The organism is Methanolobus sp. ZRKC2 (assembly GCF_045291185.1).
Lineage (GTDB): Archaea > Halobacteriota > Methanosarcinia > Methanosarcinales > Methanosarcinaceae > Methanolobus.
The window spans coordinates 2241026-2260731 of sequence record NZ_CP146980.1; the positions used below are offsets into that span (position 1 = coordinate 2241026).

At 42.4% G+C, this 19706-nt stretch carries 24 protein-coding genes; 10 read left to right on the forward strand and 14 right to left on the reverse strand.

All coding sequences use genetic code 11. The annotated features are described in order from the left end of the window. Nucleotides 1-16 precede the first annotated feature (16 nt). From V7O62_RS10730 to yciH, 7 genes are all read right to left on the reverse strand, one after another. Nucleotides 17-709 (reverse strand): TIGR00153 family protein, encoded by a 693-nt coding sequence (locus V7O62_RS10730; protein WP_406656321.1) that lies wholly within the window; start codon nucleotides 707-709, stop codon nucleotides 17-19. Continuing rightward, nucleotides 706-1692 carry an inorganic phosphate transporter gene (locus V7O62_RS10735; RefSeq protein ID WP_406656322.1) on the reverse strand — a complete coding sequence of 329 codons (987 nt, stop codon included), beginning with the start codon at nucleotides 1690-1692 and terminating at the stop codon, nucleotides 706-708. Before V7O62_RS10735 ends, V7O62_RS10730 begins: the two co-directional genes overlap by 4 nt. A gap of 163 nt (nucleotides 1693-1855) precedes the next feature. Beyond that, nucleotides 1856-3079, reverse strand: a complete 1224-nt coding sequence (locus tag V7O62_RS10740; protein ID WP_406656323.1) for an Nre family DNA repair protein — start codon at nucleotides 3077-3079, stop codon at nucleotides 1856-1858. A gap of 8 nt (nucleotides 3080-3087) precedes the next feature. Then, a complete protein-coding gene (locus V7O62_RS10745; protein WP_406656324.1) occupies nucleotides 3088-3417 on the reverse strand; it encodes a transcriptional regulator in 330 nt (109 codons plus the stop codon). A 4-nt stretch (nucleotides 3418-3421) separates the two neighbouring features. Then, on the reverse strand, nucleotides 3422-3829 hold the full coding sequence (locus V7O62_RS10750) for an iron-sulfur cluster assembly scaffold protein (protein WP_406656325.1): 408 nt from the start codon (nucleotides 3827-3829) through the stop codon (nucleotides 3422-3424). 22 nt (nucleotides 3830-3851) lie between these two features. Then, complete coding sequence (gene nifS / locus V7O62_RS10755) at nucleotides 3852-5021, reverse strand: cysteine desulfurase NifS (RefSeq protein WP_406656326.1); 1170 nt, start codon at nucleotides 5019-5021, stop codon at nucleotides 3852-3854. A 158-nt stretch (nucleotides 5022-5179) separates the two neighbouring features. Beyond that, nucleotides 5180-5488, reverse strand: coding sequence for a stress response translation initiation inhibitor YciH (gene yciH / locus V7O62_RS10760; RefSeq protein WP_406656327.1), 309 nt, complete (start codon nucleotides 5486-5488; stop codon nucleotides 5180-5182). Nucleotides 5489-5571: 83 nt separating this feature from the next. On the opposite strand from yciH, the gene V7O62_RS10765 reads away from it, so the two are divergent. Together V7O62_RS10765 and purL are read left to right on the forward strand one after the other, a co-directional pair. Next, nucleotides 5572-5928, forward strand: a complete 357-nt coding sequence (locus V7O62_RS10765; RefSeq protein ID WP_406656328.1) for a DUF192 domain-containing protein — start codon at nucleotides 5572-5574, stop codon at nucleotides 5926-5928. A gap of 89 nt (nucleotides 5929-6017) precedes the next feature. After that, nucleotides 6018-8165: a phosphoribosylformylglycinamidine synthase subunit PurL gene (gene purL, locus V7O62_RS10770; RefSeq protein WP_406656329.1), complete on the forward strand. Its 2148-nt coding sequence runs from the start codon at nucleotides 6018-6020 to the stop codon at nucleotides 8163-8165. A 34-nt stretch (nucleotides 8166-8199) separates the two neighbouring features. Here the strand turns inward: purL and V7O62_RS10775 are convergent, their stop codons facing one another. The 3 genes from V7O62_RS10775 to V7O62_RS10785 all read right to left on the reverse strand — a co-directional run bounded on the left by V7O62_RS10775 (nucleotide 8200) and on the right by V7O62_RS10785 (nucleotide 9614). Next, nucleotides 8200-8397, reverse strand: a complete 198-nt coding sequence (locus V7O62_RS10775; protein WP_406658288.1) for a DUF378 domain-containing protein — start codon at nucleotides 8395-8397, stop codon at nucleotides 8200-8202. Nucleotides 8398-8583: 186 nt separating this feature from the next. Then, on the reverse strand, nucleotides 8584-9234 hold the full coding sequence (locus tag V7O62_RS10780) for a flavodoxin family protein (RefSeq protein ID WP_406656330.1): 651 nt from the start codon (nucleotides 9232-9234) through the stop codon (nucleotides 8584-8586). Nucleotides 9235-9404: 170 nt separating this feature from the next. Beyond that, the gene (locus tag V7O62_RS10785) at nucleotides 9405-9614 is read right to left on the reverse strand and encodes a TRAM domain-containing protein (RefSeq protein WP_406656331.1); all 210 of its coding nucleotides are present in this window, start codon (nucleotides 9612-9614) and stop codon (nucleotides 9405-9407) included. 273 nt (nucleotides 9615-9887) lie between these two features. Here V7O62_RS10785 and V7O62_RS10790 point away from each other — a divergent pair, with 273 nt between their 5' ends. Together V7O62_RS10790 and V7O62_RS10795 are read left to right on the forward strand one after the other, a co-directional pair. Continuing rightward, a complete protein-coding gene (locus tag V7O62_RS10790) occupies nucleotides 9888-12125 on the forward strand; it encodes a CDC48 family AAA ATPase (protein WP_406656332.1) in 2238 nt (745 codons plus the stop codon). A 48-nt stretch (nucleotides 12126-12173) separates the two neighbouring features. Then, nucleotides 12174-12449 carry a PRC-barrel domain-containing protein gene (locus V7O62_RS10795; RefSeq protein ID WP_406656333.1) on the forward strand — a complete coding sequence of 92 codons (276 nt, stop codon included), beginning with the start codon at nucleotides 12174-12176 and terminating at the stop codon, nucleotides 12447-12449. Between the two features lie 46 nt (nucleotides 12450-12495). On the opposite strand, the gene V7O62_RS10800 is transcribed toward V7O62_RS10795, so the two are convergent. Together V7O62_RS10800 and radA are read right to left on the reverse strand one after the other, a co-directional pair. Then, complete coding sequence (locus V7O62_RS10800; protein WP_406656334.1) at nucleotides 12496-13188, reverse strand: phosphoglycolate phosphatase; 693 nt, start codon at nucleotides 13186-13188, stop codon at nucleotides 12496-12498. 147 nt (nucleotides 13189-13335) lie between these two features. Continuing rightward, nucleotides 13336-14313 (reverse strand): DNA repair and recombination protein RadA, encoded by a 978-nt coding sequence (radA, locus tag V7O62_RS10805; protein ID WP_406656335.1) that lies wholly within the window; start codon nucleotides 14311-14313, stop codon nucleotides 13336-13338. A 128-nt stretch (nucleotides 14314-14441) separates the two neighbouring features. On the opposite strand from radA, the gene V7O62_RS10810 reads away from it, so the two are divergent. The 4 genes from V7O62_RS10810 (at nucleotide 14442) to V7O62_RS10825 (ending at nucleotide 16788) form a co-directional block, all read left to right on the forward strand. Continuing rightward, on the forward strand, nucleotides 14442-14984 hold the full coding sequence (locus V7O62_RS10810; RefSeq protein ID WP_406656336.1) for a GNAT family N-acetyltransferase: 543 nt from the start codon (nucleotides 14442-14444) through the stop codon (nucleotides 14982-14984). A 116-nt stretch (nucleotides 14985-15100) separates the two neighbouring features. Beyond that, a complete protein-coding gene (locus V7O62_RS10815) occupies nucleotides 15101-15562 on the forward strand; it encodes a phosphopantetheine adenylyltransferase (RefSeq protein ID WP_406656337.1) in 462 nt (153 codons plus the stop codon). Nucleotides 15563-15622: 60 nt separating this feature from the next. Then, complete coding sequence (locus V7O62_RS10820) at nucleotides 15623-15955, forward strand: hypothetical protein (protein ID WP_406656338.1); 333 nt, start codon at nucleotides 15623-15625, stop codon at nucleotides 15953-15955. After that, nucleotides 15955-16788, forward strand: coding sequence for a TIM barrel protein (locus V7O62_RS10825; protein ID WP_406656339.1), 834 nt, complete (start codon nucleotides 15955-15957; stop codon nucleotides 16786-16788). The genes V7O62_RS10820 and V7O62_RS10825 overlap by 1 nt, the downstream gene beginning before the upstream one ends. 10 nt (nucleotides 16789-16798) lie before the next feature. Here the strand turns inward: V7O62_RS10825 and V7O62_RS10830 are convergent, their stop codons facing one another. Further along, nucleotides 16799-17485 carry a sulfite exporter TauE/SafE family protein gene (locus V7O62_RS10830; protein ID WP_406656340.1) on the reverse strand — a complete coding sequence of 229 codons (687 nt, stop codon included), beginning with the start codon at nucleotides 17483-17485 and terminating at the stop codon, nucleotides 16799-16801. A 457-nt stretch (nucleotides 17486-17942) separates the two neighbouring features. Further along, entirely contained in the window at nucleotides 17943-18134 is a 192-nt protein-coding gene (locus V7O62_RS10835; protein ID WP_406658289.1) for a hypothetical protein, read from the reverse strand. Nucleotides 18135-18322: 188 nt separating this feature from the next. On the opposite strand from V7O62_RS10835, the gene V7O62_RS10840 reads away from it, so the two are divergent. Then, nucleotides 18323-18517 (forward strand): hypothetical protein, encoded by a 195-nt coding sequence (locus V7O62_RS10840; protein ID WP_406656341.1) that lies wholly within the window; start codon nucleotides 18323-18325, stop codon nucleotides 18515-18517. Nucleotides 18518-19048: 531 nt separating this feature from the next. Next, nucleotides 19049-19600: a winged helix-turn-helix domain-containing protein gene (locus tag V7O62_RS10845; protein ID WP_406656342.1), complete on the forward strand. Its 552-nt coding sequence runs from the start codon at nucleotides 19049-19051 to the stop codon at nucleotides 19598-19600. Nucleotides 19601-19706: the final 106 nt, after the last annotated feature.

Here is a 19706-nt window from a genome sequence, read left to right on the forward strand (position 1 = left end):
GAGGGGTAGAGAAGTTTCATCTTCTCATTATCATAGTCCTTAGCCGATCTGCAGCATTTTCTGCTTTGTCGGCAATGTCGCCGATTCCGGTAATGAGTTGGGTTAGATGATACACACCTGCTCCTCCAAGCTCATCTTCTTCATTGAACACTTTTTTAATGAGATCTTTTTCTACCAGATCTACCTGATGTTCCATTTCCTCTACTTCCACAACAAGTGCAAGAGTCTCCTCAACATCTTTTTTGCTGAAGGATGTTTCCAGCAACTCGCTCAAAGTATCTACGAGATTCTCATATATTTCAACGGTATCAAGCGTCTTTGTCATGAGTTCCAGAAAACCTTTGCGTATTTCTTCTGATGCTTCGAACTTCCGCAGTGTCAACCAGTAGGATACTTCCTGTGCATCATCAGATATTGAATCCTGCGGTTTGAGGAAGTTTAGCAGATCATTGGCATGGACCGGCAGCATAATGGAAGATGATAGTTCGGACCGGATGGTCTGCTTGATCACATCTGCTTCATGCTCTATAACATCAATCTCCCGATTGAGTCGTTCGACTTTTTCCATGTCTCCGTCGCAAAAGGCAATCACGGATTCCCCGAGTTTTCTTACGGCTTCGCCTCCTTTGTTAGCGTGCATTCCCAGTGGCTTAAACGGTGAGCTTGCAAATATATTCAATACCGAGCGGATATATTCTTTCTTGATCATATTCCGATCCCCAGAAGTCCTGTAAATATAAGCGCGGATGTGAGTGCTGCAATAGGCACTGTTACTACCCAGGAAGCAATTATCTTCCATATCACACTTAAGTCAACCGCTGCAAGGCCACCTGCAAGTCCCACACCTATGACAGAGCCGACCAGTGTGTGAGTAGTTGAGATAGGTAGTGAACTGAAACTGTGCAATACGACTACAGAAGCCGTTGCAAATTCAGCTGAGAAACCTCTTGTAGGTGTCAGTTCCGTTATTTTTGTGCCTATTGTCTCTATCACACGGTATCCCCATGTGGCAAGACCCAGTACCATTCCGAAACCTCCTACGACCATGACCCAGAGAGGTATCTCTATGCCTGCAAGCCCCAGTGCATTGAGTCCTGCATACAATGGTCCTACCGCATTGGCCACGTCATTAGATCCGTGTGCGAATGCAATGTAACATGCTGTCATGATTTGAAGTATCACGAACTTGTTCTCAATCTTATAGGGGTCGTCTGTTTTCTGCAATATGAAATGCCTGATTAGCGAAAATATCAAAAAAGCAAGTAAAGCACCCAATAGGGGAGATACCAGCCAGCTTCCTACTATTTTTAAAAGAACTCCCCACTGTATATCACTGAATGCAATGATGCCTTTATATGCGGCTATCAGACCAAAGCCAAGAACTGCTCCGACAATAGAATGTGTTGTGGATACAGGAAGATTGTAGAAAGTTGCAAGTGTAATCCAGAAACTCGCAGCAAGAATCGCAGCAAGCATACCAATTGCCACAAGGTGCGAGTCTAAAAGACTGATAGTGTCAATAGGTACTATACCTTTGGCGATTGTGGATGTTACTCTTTTTCCAAAAAATACCGCACCTGCAAACTCAAAAACTGCTGCAATAATAATAACCTGTTTTATAGAAAGCGCACCGCTACCTACAGACGTTCCCATGGCATTGGCAAGATCGTTTGCGCCAATGTTCCATGCCATATATAAACCTGCAATAACAAGCAAAATTACTAACGGATCAAACAAGACCATCGTTTTCCTCTATTTATTTTTTGTAGGGCAACGGGTCATATATAGATAAACTTGTCTTGCATAGACTATATAGCAGTATTTATTTTATATAGCTGTTAGACTGTTATCCTATTCAAAAAAAAGAGTCCAGGGTCCTTTGTGCTCTGATATCCGATAACATTTCTGCTTTCTTTTTCCATTCGTTGTAAGGTGTTTTTATGCGACCAGACATGTCCTGGAGTGCAGATTCAACCGATTCGAAAACCCTGGGTCTGGATTCCATGGCCCTGCGCACCCCCTCGCGTACTACCCACACACCCAGGGGAGCCCAGTATTCCGGTCTAATCTCTCTTACAACAAATATAGAAGCTTGCCTGCGGATATTTTTCAAATGCTCAAGCACTCCAATCCTGCAGGCATAGTAACCTCCTGCAAGATTGGAGTACTTTTTCTTTCCGGCAAAACCTTCACTATCCGAGTCTATCCATGTGTTCTGCCCGGACCAGACCGTGCGTGGCATCCAAACTTCTATGAGCTCGAAGCTGAATGCCCGGGGCATGAGCAGAACTTCAAAATGGTTACCAAAAACACCTCCGCTAAAAACCTGAATGTCGCTTATCTGCTGATAATCCCTTATGTCCCCGAGTAACTCCTTGCCTGCGAGATCGTCAACGGCAGTTATTGACCACCTTGTGGGTACCAGGCGTCTTTCCTGCCCCAGCAGGCCGATGGAAAAAAGGCGTGTGATATGTTCCGCAGCAACATTACTATCCCATAACTCTGATATGGCATCCTTTGCAAGTGCGTCGGTATCATAGACAAGTGCGTCAACTTTTTTGGGCACTTTCGGATTCTCGGTGATATCAAAATCCTTCAATTCACCCGAGGGACCCATTGGAGTAAGTACATTATCGAATTTGAGCTTGTTTTGTATGGGCTTGTTGAACCAGGCTTCGGTGTCAACAGGTTTTTTTGAGAGGGCCAGCTCCTGTGATTTCTCTATCAGGGGATTGTCTGGATTACGGGCATTTTTGACGTTGATGCCTGTGTTTGCCCGGACCAGCTGGGAACGAGAGGAAATTATGTCCTGTATCCCCATCCTCAACAGGGCTTTAGGGTCTTCGAGCTGAGTTGCTTCATTTCCTTCCAGCTGTGGCGGTATCATGGGGCCTGCCCGCACTTCCGGATAATTATGACGGCCTACAAAAACAGATGGTGGTGAAGCTCCGAATATGGAAGTTTCCCCGGATATGCCTGAAAATGCAGATTCAACTGATTTGAATTTTTCAAGTATAGGACAAAAGGGACGGCCACAAAGTCCTTTTCCCTTGCATTTGACACATAGGCTGCTGTTCAATGGCTCCCCTACTCTCCACAAAGGGCACAATATCCGGCTTCAGGTTCGTTCTTATTTAACCATCCTGATTTCTGCACATATTTGCATATATTGCACATTCCTGCAACCTCTTCCTTTGGGCTAAGGCCATTCAGGAGTTCCGTAGTGAATTTTCTGATCTCTTCGTGGGCATCCTCTGAAAAATCAACTTCAGCTCCTCTTTTTTCACTAAGGTATTGAGATACTGCCGCACGGGAAAGTCCAAGCACCTCTGCAGCTTCCTGCTGGCTACGGCTATGTTCACTGATGATCATGCGGGCAATTTCAGCACGTATAGCAGGTAAAACCCGCTGAACCATAATTTCACAAGTGGTTTTCACAAGAATCCTTCCTCGTTTTTAAACTGTCCCGCTCCCCTCTGTAATTTTCAATAGCTTTGAACAGGGCATCAAGGGCAAACCCTGAGCATCTAGTTTTGTCCTCAGGAAGTCCTCCAAGGGCCTCAACAACATCAGCATTTTTAATGTCCAATGCCTCATCAATAGTTTTTCCCTTTGCCAGCTGTGTAACCATGGTTGAAGTGGAGATTGCCACCACACAACCAAAGGTTTTGAACCTGACATCTTCAAGTACATCATCCTTTACCTTGATGTAGATTGTGATAATATCTCCGTCAACGGTACTTCCAATCTCTCCGATGCCGTCTGCATCTTCAATTGTACCCACGTTCTTGGGATTGGTAAATTCCTCTATGACTTTTCTTGAATACATACATATCTTCCCTTGTAATGTTTCAGCACTTTGAAACAGCAGACATTTCCCTGAGTTTGGCAACTGTTTCTTGCAGGGACTGAGTCACGTAATCAATCTCATCTGTCGTATTATCCCTTCCAAGGCTTAACCTGACAGAACCATGAATATACTCAGTATCAACTCCGATAGCATTTAGCACGTGGGACGAAGTTTTCGATTTCGATGAACATGCAGAAGCAGTTGATGCTGCAATTCCCTTTATGTCAAGTAGCATTAAAAGCGATTCTCCTTCAACGTACTTGAAACTCAGGTTTACATTGTTCGGAAGACGTTGGGTAGGATGGCCATTAAGGCGCACATCCTCGATACTGTCAAACACTTTTGTGATAAGGGAATCACGGAGATTGTTCATGTATTCCGGATCATGTCCCAGACGCTCTTTTGCCAGGAAAGCAGCTTTCCCAAGTCCTACAATTCCCGGAATATTCTCGGTACCGGGCCTCAAGGTCTGTTCCTGTCCCCCTCCGAATATGGAAGGCTCAAGATCCGTTCCTTCTCTGACATATAATACACCTACACCTTTTGGTCCGTGTATTTTGTGTGAGGAAATGGACAGCATATCAACTCCCAGTTCATTAACATCAACAGGAATCTTTCCCATGGACTGCACTGCATCGGTGTGGAAGCAGATATTATTATCCTGTGCAATACTTGCGATTTCCTTGATAGGTTGTATCGTTCCTATTTCGTTGTTTGCATGCATGACGCTTATTACCGATGTATCGTCCCGTATGGATCTTTCAAGTTCATCGACGTCAAGGATGCCTTCAGAATCTACCGACACATACGTGACATCATATCCAATACTCTCAAGAAAGGTGCATGTGTTGAGTACTGCAGGATGTTCTATTGCAGATGTGATGACGTGTTGATTTTTGCCTTTATCACTGTTTTTTTTGTCAAGGATGCCTCTTATGGCAAGATTGTCAGATTCGGTTCCACCTGAAGTGAATATTATCTCATTCTTTTCTGCACCAATAGAATCGGCAACTTGCTGACGTGCAATTGCAAGTGCCTCTGCAGCTTCCTGCCCGAAAGAATGCAAACTTGATGCATTTCCAAACTTTTCGGTAAAATAAGGTAACATGGAATCAAGCACAAGAGGATCTACTGGTGTAGTCGCACTGTGGTCCATATAGATACGTTTCATAGCACTCACAATTACTAGTGGCTACATTTAATAAATAGGTAACTACAGCACGTAATTTCAGAATTCGATAGAGATTGGGCTTAAAAGCCCGGTAAAATTGTGTGAAAAAGTTTTCACACAAGATAAACAGAACCTATGTAGATTCCTTAAAAAAGTCATTAATCCTTAATCTGATCCGGAGAGAATCCCCGTTCAACAAGAACTTCTTTCATGCGTCCGAGGTGGTTTCCCTGCAATTCGACACCATTGCCTTTTACAGTACCGCCACATGCAAACTTAGATTTCAGATAGGTGGAAAGTTCATGAAGATCTATTTCATGGGCATCAAAGCCTTCTACAACAGTAACTTCTTTTCCGTATCTTCTTCTATTCACTTTAACCGTTATTCTTTGCTGTTCCTTTGCCACTTCTTCACATATGCAAAGTTCTTTTGGCAATCCGCATACCGAACACATTTCAGAACTCATCTTGTGGTATTTCCTCCGAGATTATTATCTATTTTAAACACTCCATAGTCTTTAACTAAAATAGATGATTAATGTAAACAGCGATGATATTAAAATCTAATGGTGAATACGTTGCTACACACGTCGAATTTGCATGTAGTACTTTTAAACAGGCACTGGGTCTTATGTTCAGGAAAGATATTCCTGAAAATTATGCCCTGGTGTTTGTAATGAAAAAATGTAGAAAAGTATCATTACATATGCTCTTTGTCAATTTTGCCATAGGGGTAATATTCCTTGATGAAGACAAAAGGGTTGTGAAACTTTCGGAACTCAGGCCCTGGACAGGAGTATGCTCATCGGACACAAAAGTGAAGTATATTATTGAAACTAACAAGGGAATAGAAAAAGCTGCGAATCTTAATGTAGGGGATGTGCTTTCCTTTGAGAACAAGTGCTGAAGTCCTTAACTTTCTTAAAGAAACGTTTATTTGCTTCCGGGTTCTTTAAGCCCCTAGTAAATCGTGAGTTTAAATACTGAGGCACATCAATGTTACCTGAAAATGATCTTAATATAGTAACTAAAGAGATGGGAAGGGAGCCAAACCTTGTGGAACAGGGATGTTTCCTGAATCTCTGGAGTGAACACTGTTCATATCGTTCAAGCGCACCATTATTAAAAACCTTCACGACCACGGGAGACCGTGTGATCATTGGCCCGGGTGATGATGCTGCTATCATCAGGTTTGGAAATGGCTGGGCTCTTGCCGTAGGAATGGAAAGCCACAATCATCCTTCATATGTGGATCCTTACAATGGGGCTGCAACTGGTGTCGGAGGAATTGTACGTGATATCATCTCTATGGGTGCACGTCCTATTGCACTGATGGATCCTCTTTACTTCGGACCTCTTGACAACCCGAAGAACCTCTATCTTTTCGAGCATATAATCGAGGGTATTGCCGGATATGGCAATTGCATCGGTGTGCCTGTAGTGCGAGGAGAAGCACTGTTCGACGAATCCTACAGTGGGAACCCTCTTGTGAACGTAGTGTGTGTGGGCCTTGCGCGTGAGGAGAACATTGTTACGGCATGTGCACAGAAGGCAGGCAACAAACTCGTGCTGATGGGCTCTACAACCGGAAGAGACGGACTCGGAGGGGCTTCTTTTGCATCAAGGGATCTTTCTGAATCATCTGAGGCAGAGGACAGGCCAAGTATCCAGATCGGTGACCCGTTCACAGAGAAACTCGTGATAGAGGCAACCCTTGAGGCAATCGGGAAAGGATATGTAAAGTCTTGCAGGGACCTTGGGGCAGCCGGGCTTGCCGGTGCAAGTTCGGAGATGGCATCCAAGGGCAATCTGGGGATGAACATCATCGCAGATAATGTGATCCTGCGTGAAACCGGCATGACACCTTATGAAATACTTATTGCCGAATCACAGGAACGCATGCTGCTTGAGGTAGAGCCTCAGAATGTCCAGGCTGTTCTGGACATTGCTGAAAAATACGACCTCAATGGCAGCATGATAGGAGAACTTACTGAGGAACTGACATATACCGTGGAGTTCAAGGGAGAGATTGCCGCTGATATTCCTGTCAAACTCCTTACAGAAGGTGCTCCCACTTTCGAGCGCCCGTCCAGTGAACCTGCTCCCCGTGAGGAAGGCGAGAAACCGGAAATACCATCTGACCTGAAAATGGCTATTCTTGATGTGCTCTCATCCCACAATGTGGCTTCCAAGAAATGGATATACAGGCAGTATGACCATGAGGTGCAGCTAAGAACAGTAGCAAAGCCAGGTGATGATGCAGGCATACTGCGCATAGATGGAAACGAGGGAATTGCACTTTCCTGTGGATGCAATCCAAAGCACACCCTTTTGGACCCGTATCAGGGAGGAAAGGGTACAGTCACCGAGAATGCTATGAACCTGGCTGTCAAGGGTGCGTACGGTATAGCTCTTGTCGATTGCCTGAATTTTGGTAATCCGGAAAGGCCTGATATATACTGGCAGTTCAAACAGGCTATCCTGGGACTTGGGGATGCTGCAAGGGAATTGTCTATCCCCGTAGTTGGTGGAAACGTATCTCTCTACAATGAGAGTGAGGAGTTCAAGACTGCGATTGCTCCTACTCCCTCTATCGGTCTTGTCGGATACGTTGAAGATGTCACCATGGCCCCTTCTGGTCTTTTCATGAATGAAGGAGACACGATCTTCCTTGTCGGAATCACAAAAGATGAGCTTGGTGGCTCGGAATATTACAGATTAAAAGGCATTAAAGAAAACGGAAAAGCGCCTGAAGTTCCTGAAAATGCCCCATTGATAATTGAGTCTCTCATCCGTGCAGTTAAAAGTAGTAAACTGACAGCTTCTCATGATGTATCTCTCGGTGGACTGGCGGTATCACTTTGTGAGATGTGTGGGAATATCGGTGCCAGTGTGGAATTGAAGGACATCGGTGATGGAATGAGGCCGGATGACTTGCTATTTTCTGAATCATATTCGAGGGCAATCGTTTCTACCTCAGAACCCGACGTAGTAAAAGACTTGTTGAAAGATGTTCCTCATGCAGTTATTGGTTTCGTTGGTGGAAACGAGCTTACTATTTCTGGTAACGGTTTTGACATCTCTGTCCCTGTGCCGGAAATCAATGAAGCAAAAAACAGTCTATTAAATTTGATGATGGAATAATCCCATCATCAACATAAGTATATACAATTACAAATCAATCCTGACCTGCTTTTGTAGCGAAGTATATCATATAGAGTGCTGCCAGACCTACAAGAATATAGATTATCCTTGTGATTGATGACATCTCGCCAAAAATAGCCGCTACAAGGTCATAGTTAAATGCGCCTACCAGGCCCCAGTTCAATCCGCCTATAATGACAAGAACCAGAGCTGCCCAGTCAAGACCATTCATTACAGCCAATTTCTCACCTCCGTAAACTCCCCTTTAATACATTATTATTTTATGTGAGCAACATTATTAAATGCTGGAGTAAATCTTTGTAGGAATTTTCCTACCTATCACATCTAATAAAAATGGCTGTCAATCAGGAAATTTATCCAATTTGCAAAAAAATGGAGGTTGCTTCTGAATCTCTGGTCAGTCGCTTTCTTCTGTTGCCTGGGCGTACAACTTTTTAAGATTTGTAGGAATCGGGTTATTTTTTAACACTTCGGCAAAAAATGCCAGATTATAAACCATGTATCGAACAGTCTTGTTCGTATAGAGGTGCCTCTGACCACCTGCTTCTATGTAACTTGGGCCCGGTCCGGCATCTCCAACCCAATAGCTATCGACGTTAGGTGGAATAGTACATCCCAGATGGGTAAGATTGAATAGTGTATTGGCTGCTACGTTGTGTGCGCCATCCTCGTTACCCGTTACAAGGACTCCTGCAACTTTGCCGTAAAGAGGGAACTGTCCGGTTTCAGGATCTTCTTCATCATAAGTTCCATCAAGCCTTTCCATAACAAGTTGTGAAATCGAAGAACGCACACCAAACCATATCGGAGTGGCAATAACAAGAATGTCACATTCTTTTACCTTCTTCAATATCTGAGGCCATTCATCGCTTTCGCCTTCATCCGAACTGACACCGAATTTGACATTGTAGTCAACAACCCTTATTATCTCGGTTTCGATATCCATTTCAGAAAAGAGTTTGACTGCTTTGTCAACCAATGCTCTTGTATTGGAAATTTCAGGAGATCTCTTCAATGTACAGTTCAAGAATAATGCTTTTAGCCCCATACTTATAAAGTAAAACATGATAGTTTAAAAGTATTTCTATGCGGGACTGTATAGTTAATTTAGCAACCGGGAGACTATGTAAGAATAAAAAAGTATGTGAAAATCCAAATAAGCATTAAGTATGATAAAAGAATGAATTATAAGATAGGCGGATGCCTATCTTTTAACAATCATTCTTCGATCTCAGAGAATGCGAACTTACGCAGGACCTTTGTTATTTTTATGTTTACTGTGTCCCCAACTTCTGCTCCAGGAACAAAGATAACAAAACCTTCTATCCTTGCTATTCCGTCTCCTTCTCTTGCAATATCCTGTATTGTTACTTCGTAGGTCTCTCCGACAGCGATTGGTGCTGTTGATTCATCGTTGTTTCCGAACAAGTATGCACTTCCTTTAAATTCAAAACTGAAGATCTTCAACCATATTGGCTATAAGACAACATAAATCAATAATTTACAAATGCTTACAGAATAGTATCCAATCAACATGTTTAGTATATACATTTCATATTTAAATCTTATCGGTTGGAAAAAAGGGTGTCAGAGCCTAACCTTGACCATATCTTTTTTAAGCATGGGAATGAAATAAGTACTTACGATCAGAATAAAATCATAAGTTTATTATATATTTGAATTAATATTCAGGATGAAACCATGGACGAAGTACAGATCAAAGTAGAAAAAGCGCATCCAAATGACTTTGGGAGAGGTATTGTTCGGTTGGATCCGACAACCCTTCTAAGCTTACAACTGTCGCCCGGGGATATCGTTGAGATCGAGGGTAAGAGAAGGACCGCAGCCAAGGTTTGGAGAGCTGAAAGACAGGATTGGGGACAGGGAATAGTCCGAATAGACGGTTTCATCAGGCAGAATGCAGGTGTGGGCATCGGGGAAAGGATCATAATCAGAAAAGCAGAGATTGAGATTGCCAACAAGGTAGTCCTTGCTCCTCCCGAAGGCGTGACTATGGAGTTTGGCAGTCACATTAATGAGATAATTAAGAGGAACATCATGAAAAGACCTCTTGTAGAGGGGGATGTTATTCCTATTATCAGTTCTATGACACAGCCAATGTCTACCCAGATGTCTGGTGGCCAGGCAATACCACTTATTGCCGTTGAAACAGATCCTGAGGACACTATTATCATTATCGGAGAGATCACAGAAATCGAGCTTCGACAGAAGCCTGTCAGGGGATATGATGGTGCTACAAGAGGTGTTACATACGAGGATATAGGAGGTCTCGGCTCAGAAATACAGCGCGTAAGGGAAATGATAGAGCTCCCTCTTAAACACCCTGAACTTTTCCAGAGACTCAATATCGAACCGCCTAAAGGTATTATACTGTACGGCCCTCCCGGCACTGGTAAAACCCTGATAGCAAAGGCGGTTGCAAACGAATCAAGAGCAAACTTCCTCTACATCGCAGGTCCTGAGATAATGGGTAAGTATTACGGTGAGAGCGAGGAGCGTATACGCAAGATATTCGAAGAGGCAGAGGACAATGCTCCCTCTATAGTGTTCATCGATGAGATTGATTCTATTGCTCCGAAGAGACAGAATGTCACCGGTGAGGTGGAGCGGAGGGTTGTTGCCCAACTGCTGACCATGATGGACGGTCTCGAAGAAAGAGGCCAGGTCGTTGTTATCGGTGCAACCAACCGCCTGGATGCCATAGACCCGGCATTGCGCAGGCCCGGCAGGTTTGACCGGGAAATCGAAATCGGAGTTCCTGACAATGATGATCGCCTTGAAATTCTCCAGATCCACACAAGAGGAGTACCTCTTAGTGAGGATGTGACTGAGGAATTCCTTGAATACCTGGCACAGCATACACAGGCCTTCGTTGGTGCTGATTTGCTGGCACTGGTCCAGGAAGCTGCAATGAAATCGCTCAGGCGTGCACTTCCCGACATAAATCTTGAGGAAGAGGAAATCGCACCTGAGATCCTTGACATGTTAAGTGTCAGCAGGGATGATTTTGAAACAGCACTCCGGGAAATAGAGCCTTCGGCAATGAGAGAGGTTCTTGTTGAGATTCCTTCTGTGAAATGGGATGACGTTGGTGGTCTTAATAAAGCTAAACAGGATATCGTTGAAGCTGTGGAATGGCCCCTCACGAGGCCTGAAAAGTTTGTGCAGATGGGTATCAAACCTCCCAAGGGTGTTTTGCTGTTCGGTCCTCCCGGTACCGGAAAAACATTAATCGCCCAGGCAGTGGCAAACGAATCAAATGCTAATTTCATAAGTATCAAAGGACCCCAGATGCTGTCAAAATGGGTAGGTGAGTCCGAGAAAGCTATTCGTGAAACTTTTAAGAAAGCAAGGCAGGTAGCCCCATGTATCGTGTTCTTTGATGAGATCGATTCTATCGCACCAATGAGGAGTGCGATAACAGAAGACGGTAAAGTATCCGAGAGGATAGTAAACCAGTTGCTTACCGAACTTGACGGCCTTGAACCTCTAAAGGAGATCGTAGTGATAGCGGCTACAAACCGTCCTGATATTCTTGATCCTGCACTTCTTCGCTCAGGTAGGTTTGACAGGCTTGTACTTGTAGGTCAATCAACTCTTGCCGGTAGAAAGGATATTTTCAAAATACACACCAGGGACATTCCTCTTGGGGACGATGTCACAATTGATGAGCTTGCCAGTTCCACAGAAGGTTTTGTAGGTTCCGATATAGAAGCCGTATGCAGGGAAGCTGTTATGCTTTCGCTGAGGGATAATTTTGAGAATGAGAAGGTTGGAATGAAGTATTTCAAAGAGGCCCTCACAAAAGTAAGGCCAACTCTATCCGAGAACCTCATCGAGTATTATGAGAAGATTCAGGCGCAGTTCAAGGGCGGTGCCAAGAAAGAAGAACCAAGTGCTTATATAGGATACAGATAAATATATCAAAAATTTGAGAGTTAATATTATATTCAGGGGTGAATGAAAATGGCTAATGTCTTTGCAAAAAACCTTTCAAGCAAACAGGTTATGGCAACCGATGGCACAGAGATAGGCATCCTCTTCAATATTGTGATGGATGTCAGAACGGGTAGCCTGATCGACCTGATAGTAAAACCTGACATGAGTCTGGATACCTCTAAGTACCAGACCGACGACCAATATATATTATTGCCCTTTGAATCCGTAAGGGCCATCAAGGACTATATTGTCGTCGATAAGAATATCGCAAAAGGTGTTCCTAAAGAGAATGTGAATTTGTAATTCCTGCACTGCAAAGTTCCATGGGACTTTGCATGCCGTTATTCAACTATTTATTTGTTCCAAGCATTCCATTTGTAATAAGATAGTCAATAGCTTCTGCTGTCCCTTCTCCATAGGGTTCCTTTGTCACGTAGTCGGCAACTTCTTTAAGGAAGTCATCGGCATTTGATACTGCAATAGCAAATCCTGCGGCATCAAGAAGTTCAACATCATTCACCGAATCGCCGATGGCGACAAAATCACATGTACTAAGTCCCATCATTTCAGCCATTCTTGTAAGGCCGGTTCCTTTGTTGATTTTTTTGCTTTTGATGTGTATGGCAAAATGGGTATCAATTATTTCCACATCTATCTCACTGTTTATAAGTAAAGTCCTTGCCTGTTCAAGATCAAAATTTCTTCTGAGAACAATTTCCGTTTTCCTGTGCACAGGATCAAGTTTCTCCATCTCAAATTCCTGTGAAAGCAATTCAAAAGCCTGTTCGCACTCAGTTATGGCATCGGATACATAGGGTTTTTTATCAAAGCCATCCGCTACCACACCACCATTTTCGGCTATTACATTGCAGCATACTCCTATCAGTTTCGCGGCTGCCTTGGCATAACACAATATATTTCCGGTAGCCAGTACGACAGGTACATCCAATTCACGCAGTTTTTCAGTAGCTTTGAGGCTGAGTCTCCTGTCAGTGTGTGTAATGGTGCCGTCGATGTCTATTGCAAGGGCTTTGAATTTCATAGGCAATTAATTAGATGAGAAAGATAAAAGTGTTTTTAATTTTCTGGAAGTTCCAGGCTTTTTTGGAATTTAGCAGGATGAAAAAATCCGGCATCAAAAAGATATAATTCCCTTTAAACAAGGGAATGAACTATGGATCCTGTGTGATTAAGGATCACGCAGTCCGGGCGTTGTTACTGAAATTATTGCTTCGCCATCAGGAAGATTTGGTGAGTCAACAAGTCTTACGATTCTCTTATCGCCCTTGGATTTGCGCAGGTACAACCTGAAGGTTGCGGTATGGCCAACAATGTGTCCTCCTATTGGCTTTGTCGGATCTCCAAAGAACGCATCAGGTTTTGACATTACCTGATTTGTAACGATGACGCATGCATTGTTAAGATCCCCGAACCTTTGCAGCCCATGAAGGTGTTTGTTCAGCTTCTGCTGCCTGTCAGCAAGGGTTCCTCTGCCGATATACTCGGCCCTGAAATGAGCTGTAAGGGAGTCTACAATAATGAGCTTAACTGGCTTTTCAGTATCTTTTAATTCGTTAGCCATCTCCAGTGCCGAATCCACAAGCAGTATCTGGTGATTGGAATTAAAGGCACGTGCTACCCGTATATTTTTCAGGAATTCTTCCGGATCATATTCCATGCCATATTTTTCTGAAAGGCCGTCTACCATTTGTTTAATTCTTTCCGGCCTGAAGGTGTTTTCCGTATCGATTATTATGACGGAGCCATCAAGGCCACCTTGCTCCTGTGGCAGTTGTACGTTCACAGCAAGCTGGTGTGCAACCTGTGTTTTTCCTGAACCGAATTCACCATACATTTCGGTAATTGCCTGGGTGTCAATTCCTCCTCCCATCATCTCATCAAATTCAACGCAACCTGTGGATAGTTTTCCAACAAGCTTTCTGCGCTCCATTACAACATCTCCGGTTTCAAAGCCACCTATGTCTGCAGATTGGCGTGCAGCCAGTATTATCTTTGCAGCAGTGGACTCCCCAATATCGGCTGCAGTTGCAAGTTCCGCAGGTGATGATACAGCAATTGCTTCAACAGTCGTAAATCCGGCTTCCATCAGCTTCTGTGCAGTTGCCGGACCCACATGATCCAGGTCTTCTAATAGTACTTCAGGCATTTTATTACTCCATAGGTGCACATGTTTTCCTTTTGGTGCACAATCAGGTACTTAATTATCCTGTGAGTATATATACCTGAAGAGAGCGGAGTGAAAGTATTCTGGCTTGACAGATCCTGCTGTTTAATATGATATCGATAAATATCAACCGTGTGCGTGTCATGAATGAAAATGCAGATTGCAGTTTTCGCCCTATAAGAGCGGGAGAAGAGGAACTTGCTTATGAATTGATACTCCGCGTATTTCATAAAGATGTCGCAGCAAGCTATTCCGGGGAAGGGGTGGAAACCTTCCTTGGTATGCTTTCACCATCATTTCTGGCGAAGGACAGTCTGGATAGGTCCACGATCATTGCCGAGCATAATGGGAGAATCATTGGTGTATTGACAATTACTGCCCTTAGTCATATCTCTCTTCTGTTTGTGGATCCTGATTTTCAGGGATATGGGATTGGGAGTTCCTTGGTGCAGGTAGGAATTGATGCATGCATGAAAAAGAATCCGGATAGAACGGTGTTTACGGCTAGCTCTTCACCGAATTCATTGTCTTTTTACAAGACCATTGGATTTGAAACAATTGGGGAAGAGGTGAACGAAAATGGCATGCTCTTCACACCAATGCAAAAAACACTCGCTCAAAAAATGACTGATAACTCTCGTAAAAAAGCATAATCTTCAGCATAATTATCAGTATAATCATCAGCTGCTTCTCTACTCAAACTGCTCACAAACGCATTTTATTGTGTGGCCAGGCAAACCTTTATTTTAGAAAATACCTTTCTACCACCATGGCCAGAGTAGTAGTCGGCGGAACTTTTGAATGCCTGCATGACGGGCATCGGGAACTTCTCAAAAAGGCATTCGAGCTTGCAGAAAGCGGGGACGTCGACATAGGTCTTACTTCCGACAAGATGGCAAACGAACGTGATCGTGAGGTTGTGGACTATTCTGTCCGAAAATCCCGATTGCTCGAATACCTGGATGAGATTGCCGGAAATAATACTAACTATGCCATAGTCGAGCTGAATGATCCTTATGGAAAAACCCTTGGCGAGGACTATGATTATATTGTCGTCTCGCCGGAAACATATCCTGTAGCACTTAAGATCAATCGTATCCGTGCGGCAAAAAAAATGTCTTGTTTTAAGATTGTAAAAGTAAATTTTGTTCTTGCAGAAGATGATGAGCGCATTTCATCGACAAGGATCATCCGCGGAGAAATGGATATTCATGGGCATATGTCTTTATGAATGCCTCTTCTGAAACCTAAAAGACAAAATTTTATTAATCATATTCTACAACTACCCACCATGAGCAGAGAATTCAATGAAATGGATCAGCAGATATTCAACAAGCTTGCACCTGAACTCAGCGGAAATACCATGTCTGCCTCAGGGCACAATTACCCCTATATCCTCAGGCCTATTTCCCATAAGATCGCAGAATCTGCCGAGGATTTCAGGAACCGGCTCGATAAACTTGATACAACTGAGCTTGACTATCTTGTACAACTTGCAATGGAAGGAAAAGAGGATATCAGGTCCCTTGAGGAGGAAGACATTGAATCCTTCATGGAAATGGTTGAGGCTAAGTTGTCAACCGAAAAGATGAAAGAACTCAAAGCAAAGCTCGGCATGGCATAATGAGGCCTGCAAAACTTTTTTTTGGAACGGCAGGAACTCCAAAAAGCTCAAAAAAAAGAAGCAGTATCTCTGGAATTGAAAAGGTCCGGGAGCTTGGGCTTGGTTGTATGGAGCTTGAGTTCGTCCGCGGAGTCAAAATGGGAGAGGATACTGCAAGACAGGTCTCTGAAAAGGCTGCAAAGGAAGAAATTCTATTGAGCGTGCATGCTCCCTATTACATCAACCTCAACTCTACAGAGCCAGAGAAAGTAGATGCAAGCATCGAGAGGATATATAATTCTGCAAAGATCGGAAGTATTTGCGGTGCCAGGAATATCGTTTTCCATCCGGCATACTACCATAAAGATTCCCCGGAAAAAGTTTATGGAAGAGTATCCGGTATTCTGGAACAGCTAACAAGACGGCTGATTGATGAAGGTATAGATGTGGTTCTTCGCCCGGAAACCACAGGTAAATCAACCCAGTTTGGCAGTCTCAAAGAAAATCTAAGGCTTGGTAGTGAGATCGAGAATGTGCTTCCTTGTATCGATTTCGCACATCTTCATGCAAGGGGTGGGAAGGTGAACAAGTATGAAGAGTTTGTTTCCGTGCTTGAAACAGTTGAAGAAGAAATCGGAAGGGAAGGATTGGATGATATGCACATGCATGTTTCGGGAATTGAGTATGGAGAAAAGGGTGAGAGGAATCATCTCAATCTTGATGACTCAGACCTTGAATACTCAGAACTGATGAGGTCACTGAAGGAATTCAATGTAAAGGGCCTTTTGATATGCGAGAGTCCTGATAATGAAGGCGATTCTCTCCTGTTGCAAAAAACATATGGGAGTTTTTGAACTCCCTTTCTCAGATATGCAGGCCAGGTGAAAGGTACTCAAGCAGGGGGTGAAGCAGTGTGAATGCACCTATTACTATGATTAATGTGCCACTAATAAGCGGGAGTTTGCTTACATTCTTGCTACCCATGTATCCTTCAATAAATCCCTTTCCTTTGACAAAGGCAATTGAGAGGGATGTTATAGCTATGGCCAGGCCCACGCTAAATATAAGTACATAAATAAGACCGTTATAGACTTGATTGTTCGATATGCTGAACAATAATACTGCAAGTGCTGCAGGACATGGGATCAGTCCTGTTGAAAGACCAATGGCAAATACTCCTTTTTTGGTATCGATTGCATGTTCGTGCGGATGGTAAAATTTTCTCAGTATCCATATTCCCACGCCTATCAATATGATTCCTCCGATCACACTCATGATGTCATGGGTCAGGTCTACATCCAGAATCTCTACAAGGTATATGGATGCAACTCCCAGTCCAAGTACGACTATTACGTGGGAGGCAACAATTGTGATGCCCAGCAGAAGGGCATCTTTCAGGCCCGCGTTAGTTCCCATGACAAAAACGGCCATTATCGATTTTCCGTGGCCCGGTTCGAGTGCGTGAAGTGCACCGAGCAAAAATGCAGATGCTATTATCAGTATATTGAGTTCTGAAGGCATTGCGCCTGTTCCCAGTGATAGAAATTCCATGACCTTTGACCACCTTTGTAGTTGAATATTTAAATATTAATTTTTAGTATCTTATTTAGTAACACTAATCAGTCATTGGTATATAAATAGATTATGAATAAGTATGTTATTTAATAGTATATTAGTGTTACTCTGGATGAGGGTGCTAGCTTGTATATTCTGAGCTTGAAGATTTCACTAAAGTCTATATTTTTCGAGTAGACTGCTTTTCAATAACCAATACAGATGAATATTCTTTGATCATTAGCATTTATCTTGTTGCTTCTGGAAACTACGATACAATACTATACAAAATATTTTTTGATGACATTGCATGTCGTAACTGAGGTGAATTATGAATTTGTGTTACTAAAAGTCACATCTGTTCTACAAAACAAGTTGTATCTTCTAAACTGTTTTTGTGCAGATTATCTCGGATTTCAAAAGTTCAGACTTCTGGCTTTGGAGTTTTTTTTTCTTATGTGGGTTTGCTGTGATACTTTTCTTTCGATTCATTGGATAGGTCAATGTGAATTGTGGTCCTTGAGAGAAACTTGAGATGCTTGAGGAGTTCTTTTCTGGTATCGTCTGCTATCTGGTGGCCTTCACTTACGGAAAAGTCCGGATGTGCTATGTTAATTTCAGCGTGTAATCTGCATCCAGTTTTTATGTATGTTCTAAAAAAAAGTAAATTGCATTACCTAAATGTCTGAAACTATAGATCGAATCTAAACACAAACATGAATTAATCGGGTAATAGCAGCTACTTTTTAAGAAAAGTGAAAGTAATCTTTTAATACTTCATAATCTTACTAAACGCTGTATTGGCTTTAAGCTACTATAATGGAGGATATTTTTATGTTATGGAGCTATTCAAAAATAGACAATGGAAAAGTAGAAGCTATAGTGGAACTTGAGAAAAGGCTAAATGTTACACTGTTGGCTTTTTCAGGTCAGGACATCAGGAATGCCGAGCTATCTTCTGAAGAATTGAAGCAGATAGAGGAAGCAGAAGGTAAACTTGGTCTTTCTCTTGTTGCAGTCAAAATGTAAAATTCCTGTCTATCAAACCTTGAATCCTGTCTGATATGACAAGTTTTTTATTTTTACCTTGGAAACCTATGTCAAAATTGATTTCTTCTTTCATATGTTCATTTATAGTTTCAATCAATTTAAGGTAAATCCGATCGATTTTAGCATGGAATCTGTCGGTTTCAGGTTCACCTACTGTATTGGTTGAAAAGATCTGAACCCTATCACGTACCTTTTTCTGACAATATATTCGTTTTCTAGTATTGTCTTGTGCTTTGAAACAGCTGGAACTGGGATTTCAATTCTTCAGAGAGTTTGTTGAAATTTTTGGTTCAATTTGAATAAGGCGAGCTTAGTAACTAGGTGATATTCAGGATGTTCAAAGCTATCTTTAAAATGAAAGAAAAATGGAAAAGTATGAATAATAATTGAAATGGAAGTGAAATCTAAATCTAAATCATCATAACTAAAATTATTTTGTAAAATTAGAATTCTAGGTAATTCTGATCTTTAAGAAATATTATATATTTGTTTTGTAATTTAGTTATATACATGAGTTTAAAAGATAATGAACATGAATCTGAAGCTGCATTATCACGGTTTTTAAAATTATTTTATGCATTGGACAGTAAAACTCGATTGAGGATGATTCAGAGCCTGTATGAAAATGAAAAATATATTTCGGAATTGGCTCGTGAGCAAGACCTCTCGGTTCCCGTGGCATCAAGGCATGTAAGTATTCTTGAGGGAGCAAATCTTATTCAAAGGCATATCTATGGGAAGACGCATGTTCTGGGAATTAACAATAAGGATGTTGCCAAGTCTCTTGATATTCTGGCACCGACTAAATGCGTGAAAGTCAAAAAAGGAAGCAATTTGCTTGATATTCTAAAAGAAGTGGCAATAATTGAAACCAAAAGGTTGAGAGGGGTCGAACAAGTTGTTGCAACAAACGGGGATGAAGGCTTTTACATATACGAACTTAATGGAGAGCCTCGTAACCAGACGGTTCAAAAATGTATTTTTAAAGAGGATGCAACGGTTGTCTGGAAAAAACTCGAACCTATTGCAAAACTGCGTCTGAACATCGAAATTGAAGAATGATGGCTCTATTGACTAAATTCCGGGGAAAACTTAAAAGAAACTTGATTTCTGACAGGTAAGAGTATCTACGGACTATGCTGATAAAGAAATATCTACGAAAACAGAA

Excerpts from the sequence above, each read along its gene's own strand:
- V7O62_RS10730 (WP_406656321.1), bottom strand. The coding sequence starts at position 709 with ATGATCAAGAAAGAATATATCCGCTCGGTATTGAATATATTTGCAAGC.
- V7O62_RS10735 (WP_406656322.1), bottom strand. The coding sequence starts at position 1,692 with ATGGCATGGAACATTGGCGCAAACGATCTTGCCAATGCCATGGGAACG.
- V7O62_RS10745 (WP_406656324.1), bottom strand. The coding sequence starts at position 3,417 with ATGGTTCAGCGGGTTTTACCTGCTATACGTGCTGAAATTGCCCGCATG.
- V7O62_RS10750 (WP_406656325.1), bottom strand. The coding sequence starts at position 3,829 with ATGTATTCAAGAAAAGTCATAGAGGAATTTACCAATCCCAAGAACGTG.
- nifS (WP_406656326.1), bottom strand. The coding sequence starts at position 5,021 with ATGAAACGTATCTATATGGACCACAGTGCGACTACACCAGTAGATCCT.
- yciH (WP_406656327.1), bottom strand. The coding sequence starts at position 5,488 with ATGAGTTCTGAAATGTGTTCGGTATGCGGATTGCCAAAAGAACTTTGC.
- V7O62_RS10765 (WP_406656328.1), top strand. The coding sequence starts at position 5,572 with ATGATATTAAAATCTAATGGTGAATACGTTGCTACACACGTCGAATTT.
- purL (WP_406656329.1), top strand. The coding sequence starts at position 6,018 with ATGTTACCTGAAAATGATCTTAATATAGTAACTAAAGAGATGGGAAGG.
- V7O62_RS10775 (WP_406658288.1), bottom strand. The coding sequence starts at position 8,397 with ATGAATGGTCTTGACTGGGCAGCTCTGGTTCTTGTCATTATAGGCGGA.
- V7O62_RS10780 (WP_406656330.1), bottom strand. The coding sequence starts at position 9,234 with ATGGGGCTAAAAGCATTATTCTTGAACTGTACATTGAAGAGATCTCCT.
- V7O62_RS10790 (WP_406656332.1), top strand. The coding sequence starts at position 9,888 with ATGGACGAAGTACAGATCAAAGTAGAAAAAGCGCATCCAAATGACTTT.
- V7O62_RS10795 (WP_406656333.1), top strand. The coding sequence starts at position 12,174 with ATGGCTAATGTCTTTGCAAAAAACCTTTCAAGCAAACAGGTTATGGCA.
- V7O62_RS10800 (WP_406656334.1), bottom strand. The coding sequence starts at position 13,188 with ATGAAATTCAAAGCCCTTGCAATAGACATCGACGGCACCATTACACAC.
- radA (WP_406656335.1), bottom strand. The coding sequence starts at position 14,313 with ATGCCTGAAGTACTATTAGAAGACCTGGATCATGTGGGTCCGGCAACT.
- V7O62_RS10810 (WP_406656336.1), top strand. The coding sequence starts at position 14,442 with ATGATATCGATAAATATCAACCGTGTGCGTGTCATGAATGAAAATGCA.
- V7O62_RS10815 (WP_406656337.1), top strand. The coding sequence starts at position 15,101 with ATGGCCAGAGTAGTAGTCGGCGGAACTTTTGAATGCCTGCATGACGGG.
- V7O62_RS10820 (WP_406656338.1), top strand. The coding sequence starts at position 15,623 with ATGAGCAGAGAATTCAATGAAATGGATCAGCAGATATTCAACAAGCTT.
- V7O62_RS10825 (WP_406656339.1), top strand. The coding sequence starts at position 15,955 with ATGAGGCCTGCAAAACTTTTTTTTGGAACGGCAGGAACTCCAAAAAGC.
- V7O62_RS10830 (WP_406656340.1), bottom strand. The coding sequence starts at position 17,485 with ATGGAATTTCTATCACTGGGAACAGGCGCAATGCCTTCAGAACTCAAT.
- V7O62_RS10840 (WP_406656341.1), top strand. The coding sequence starts at position 18,323 with ATGTTATGGAGCTATTCAAAAATAGACAATGGAAAAGTAGAAGCTATA.
- V7O62_RS10845 (WP_406656342.1), top strand. The coding sequence starts at position 19,049 with ATGAGTTTAAAAGATAATGAACATGAATCTGAAGCTGCATTATCACGG.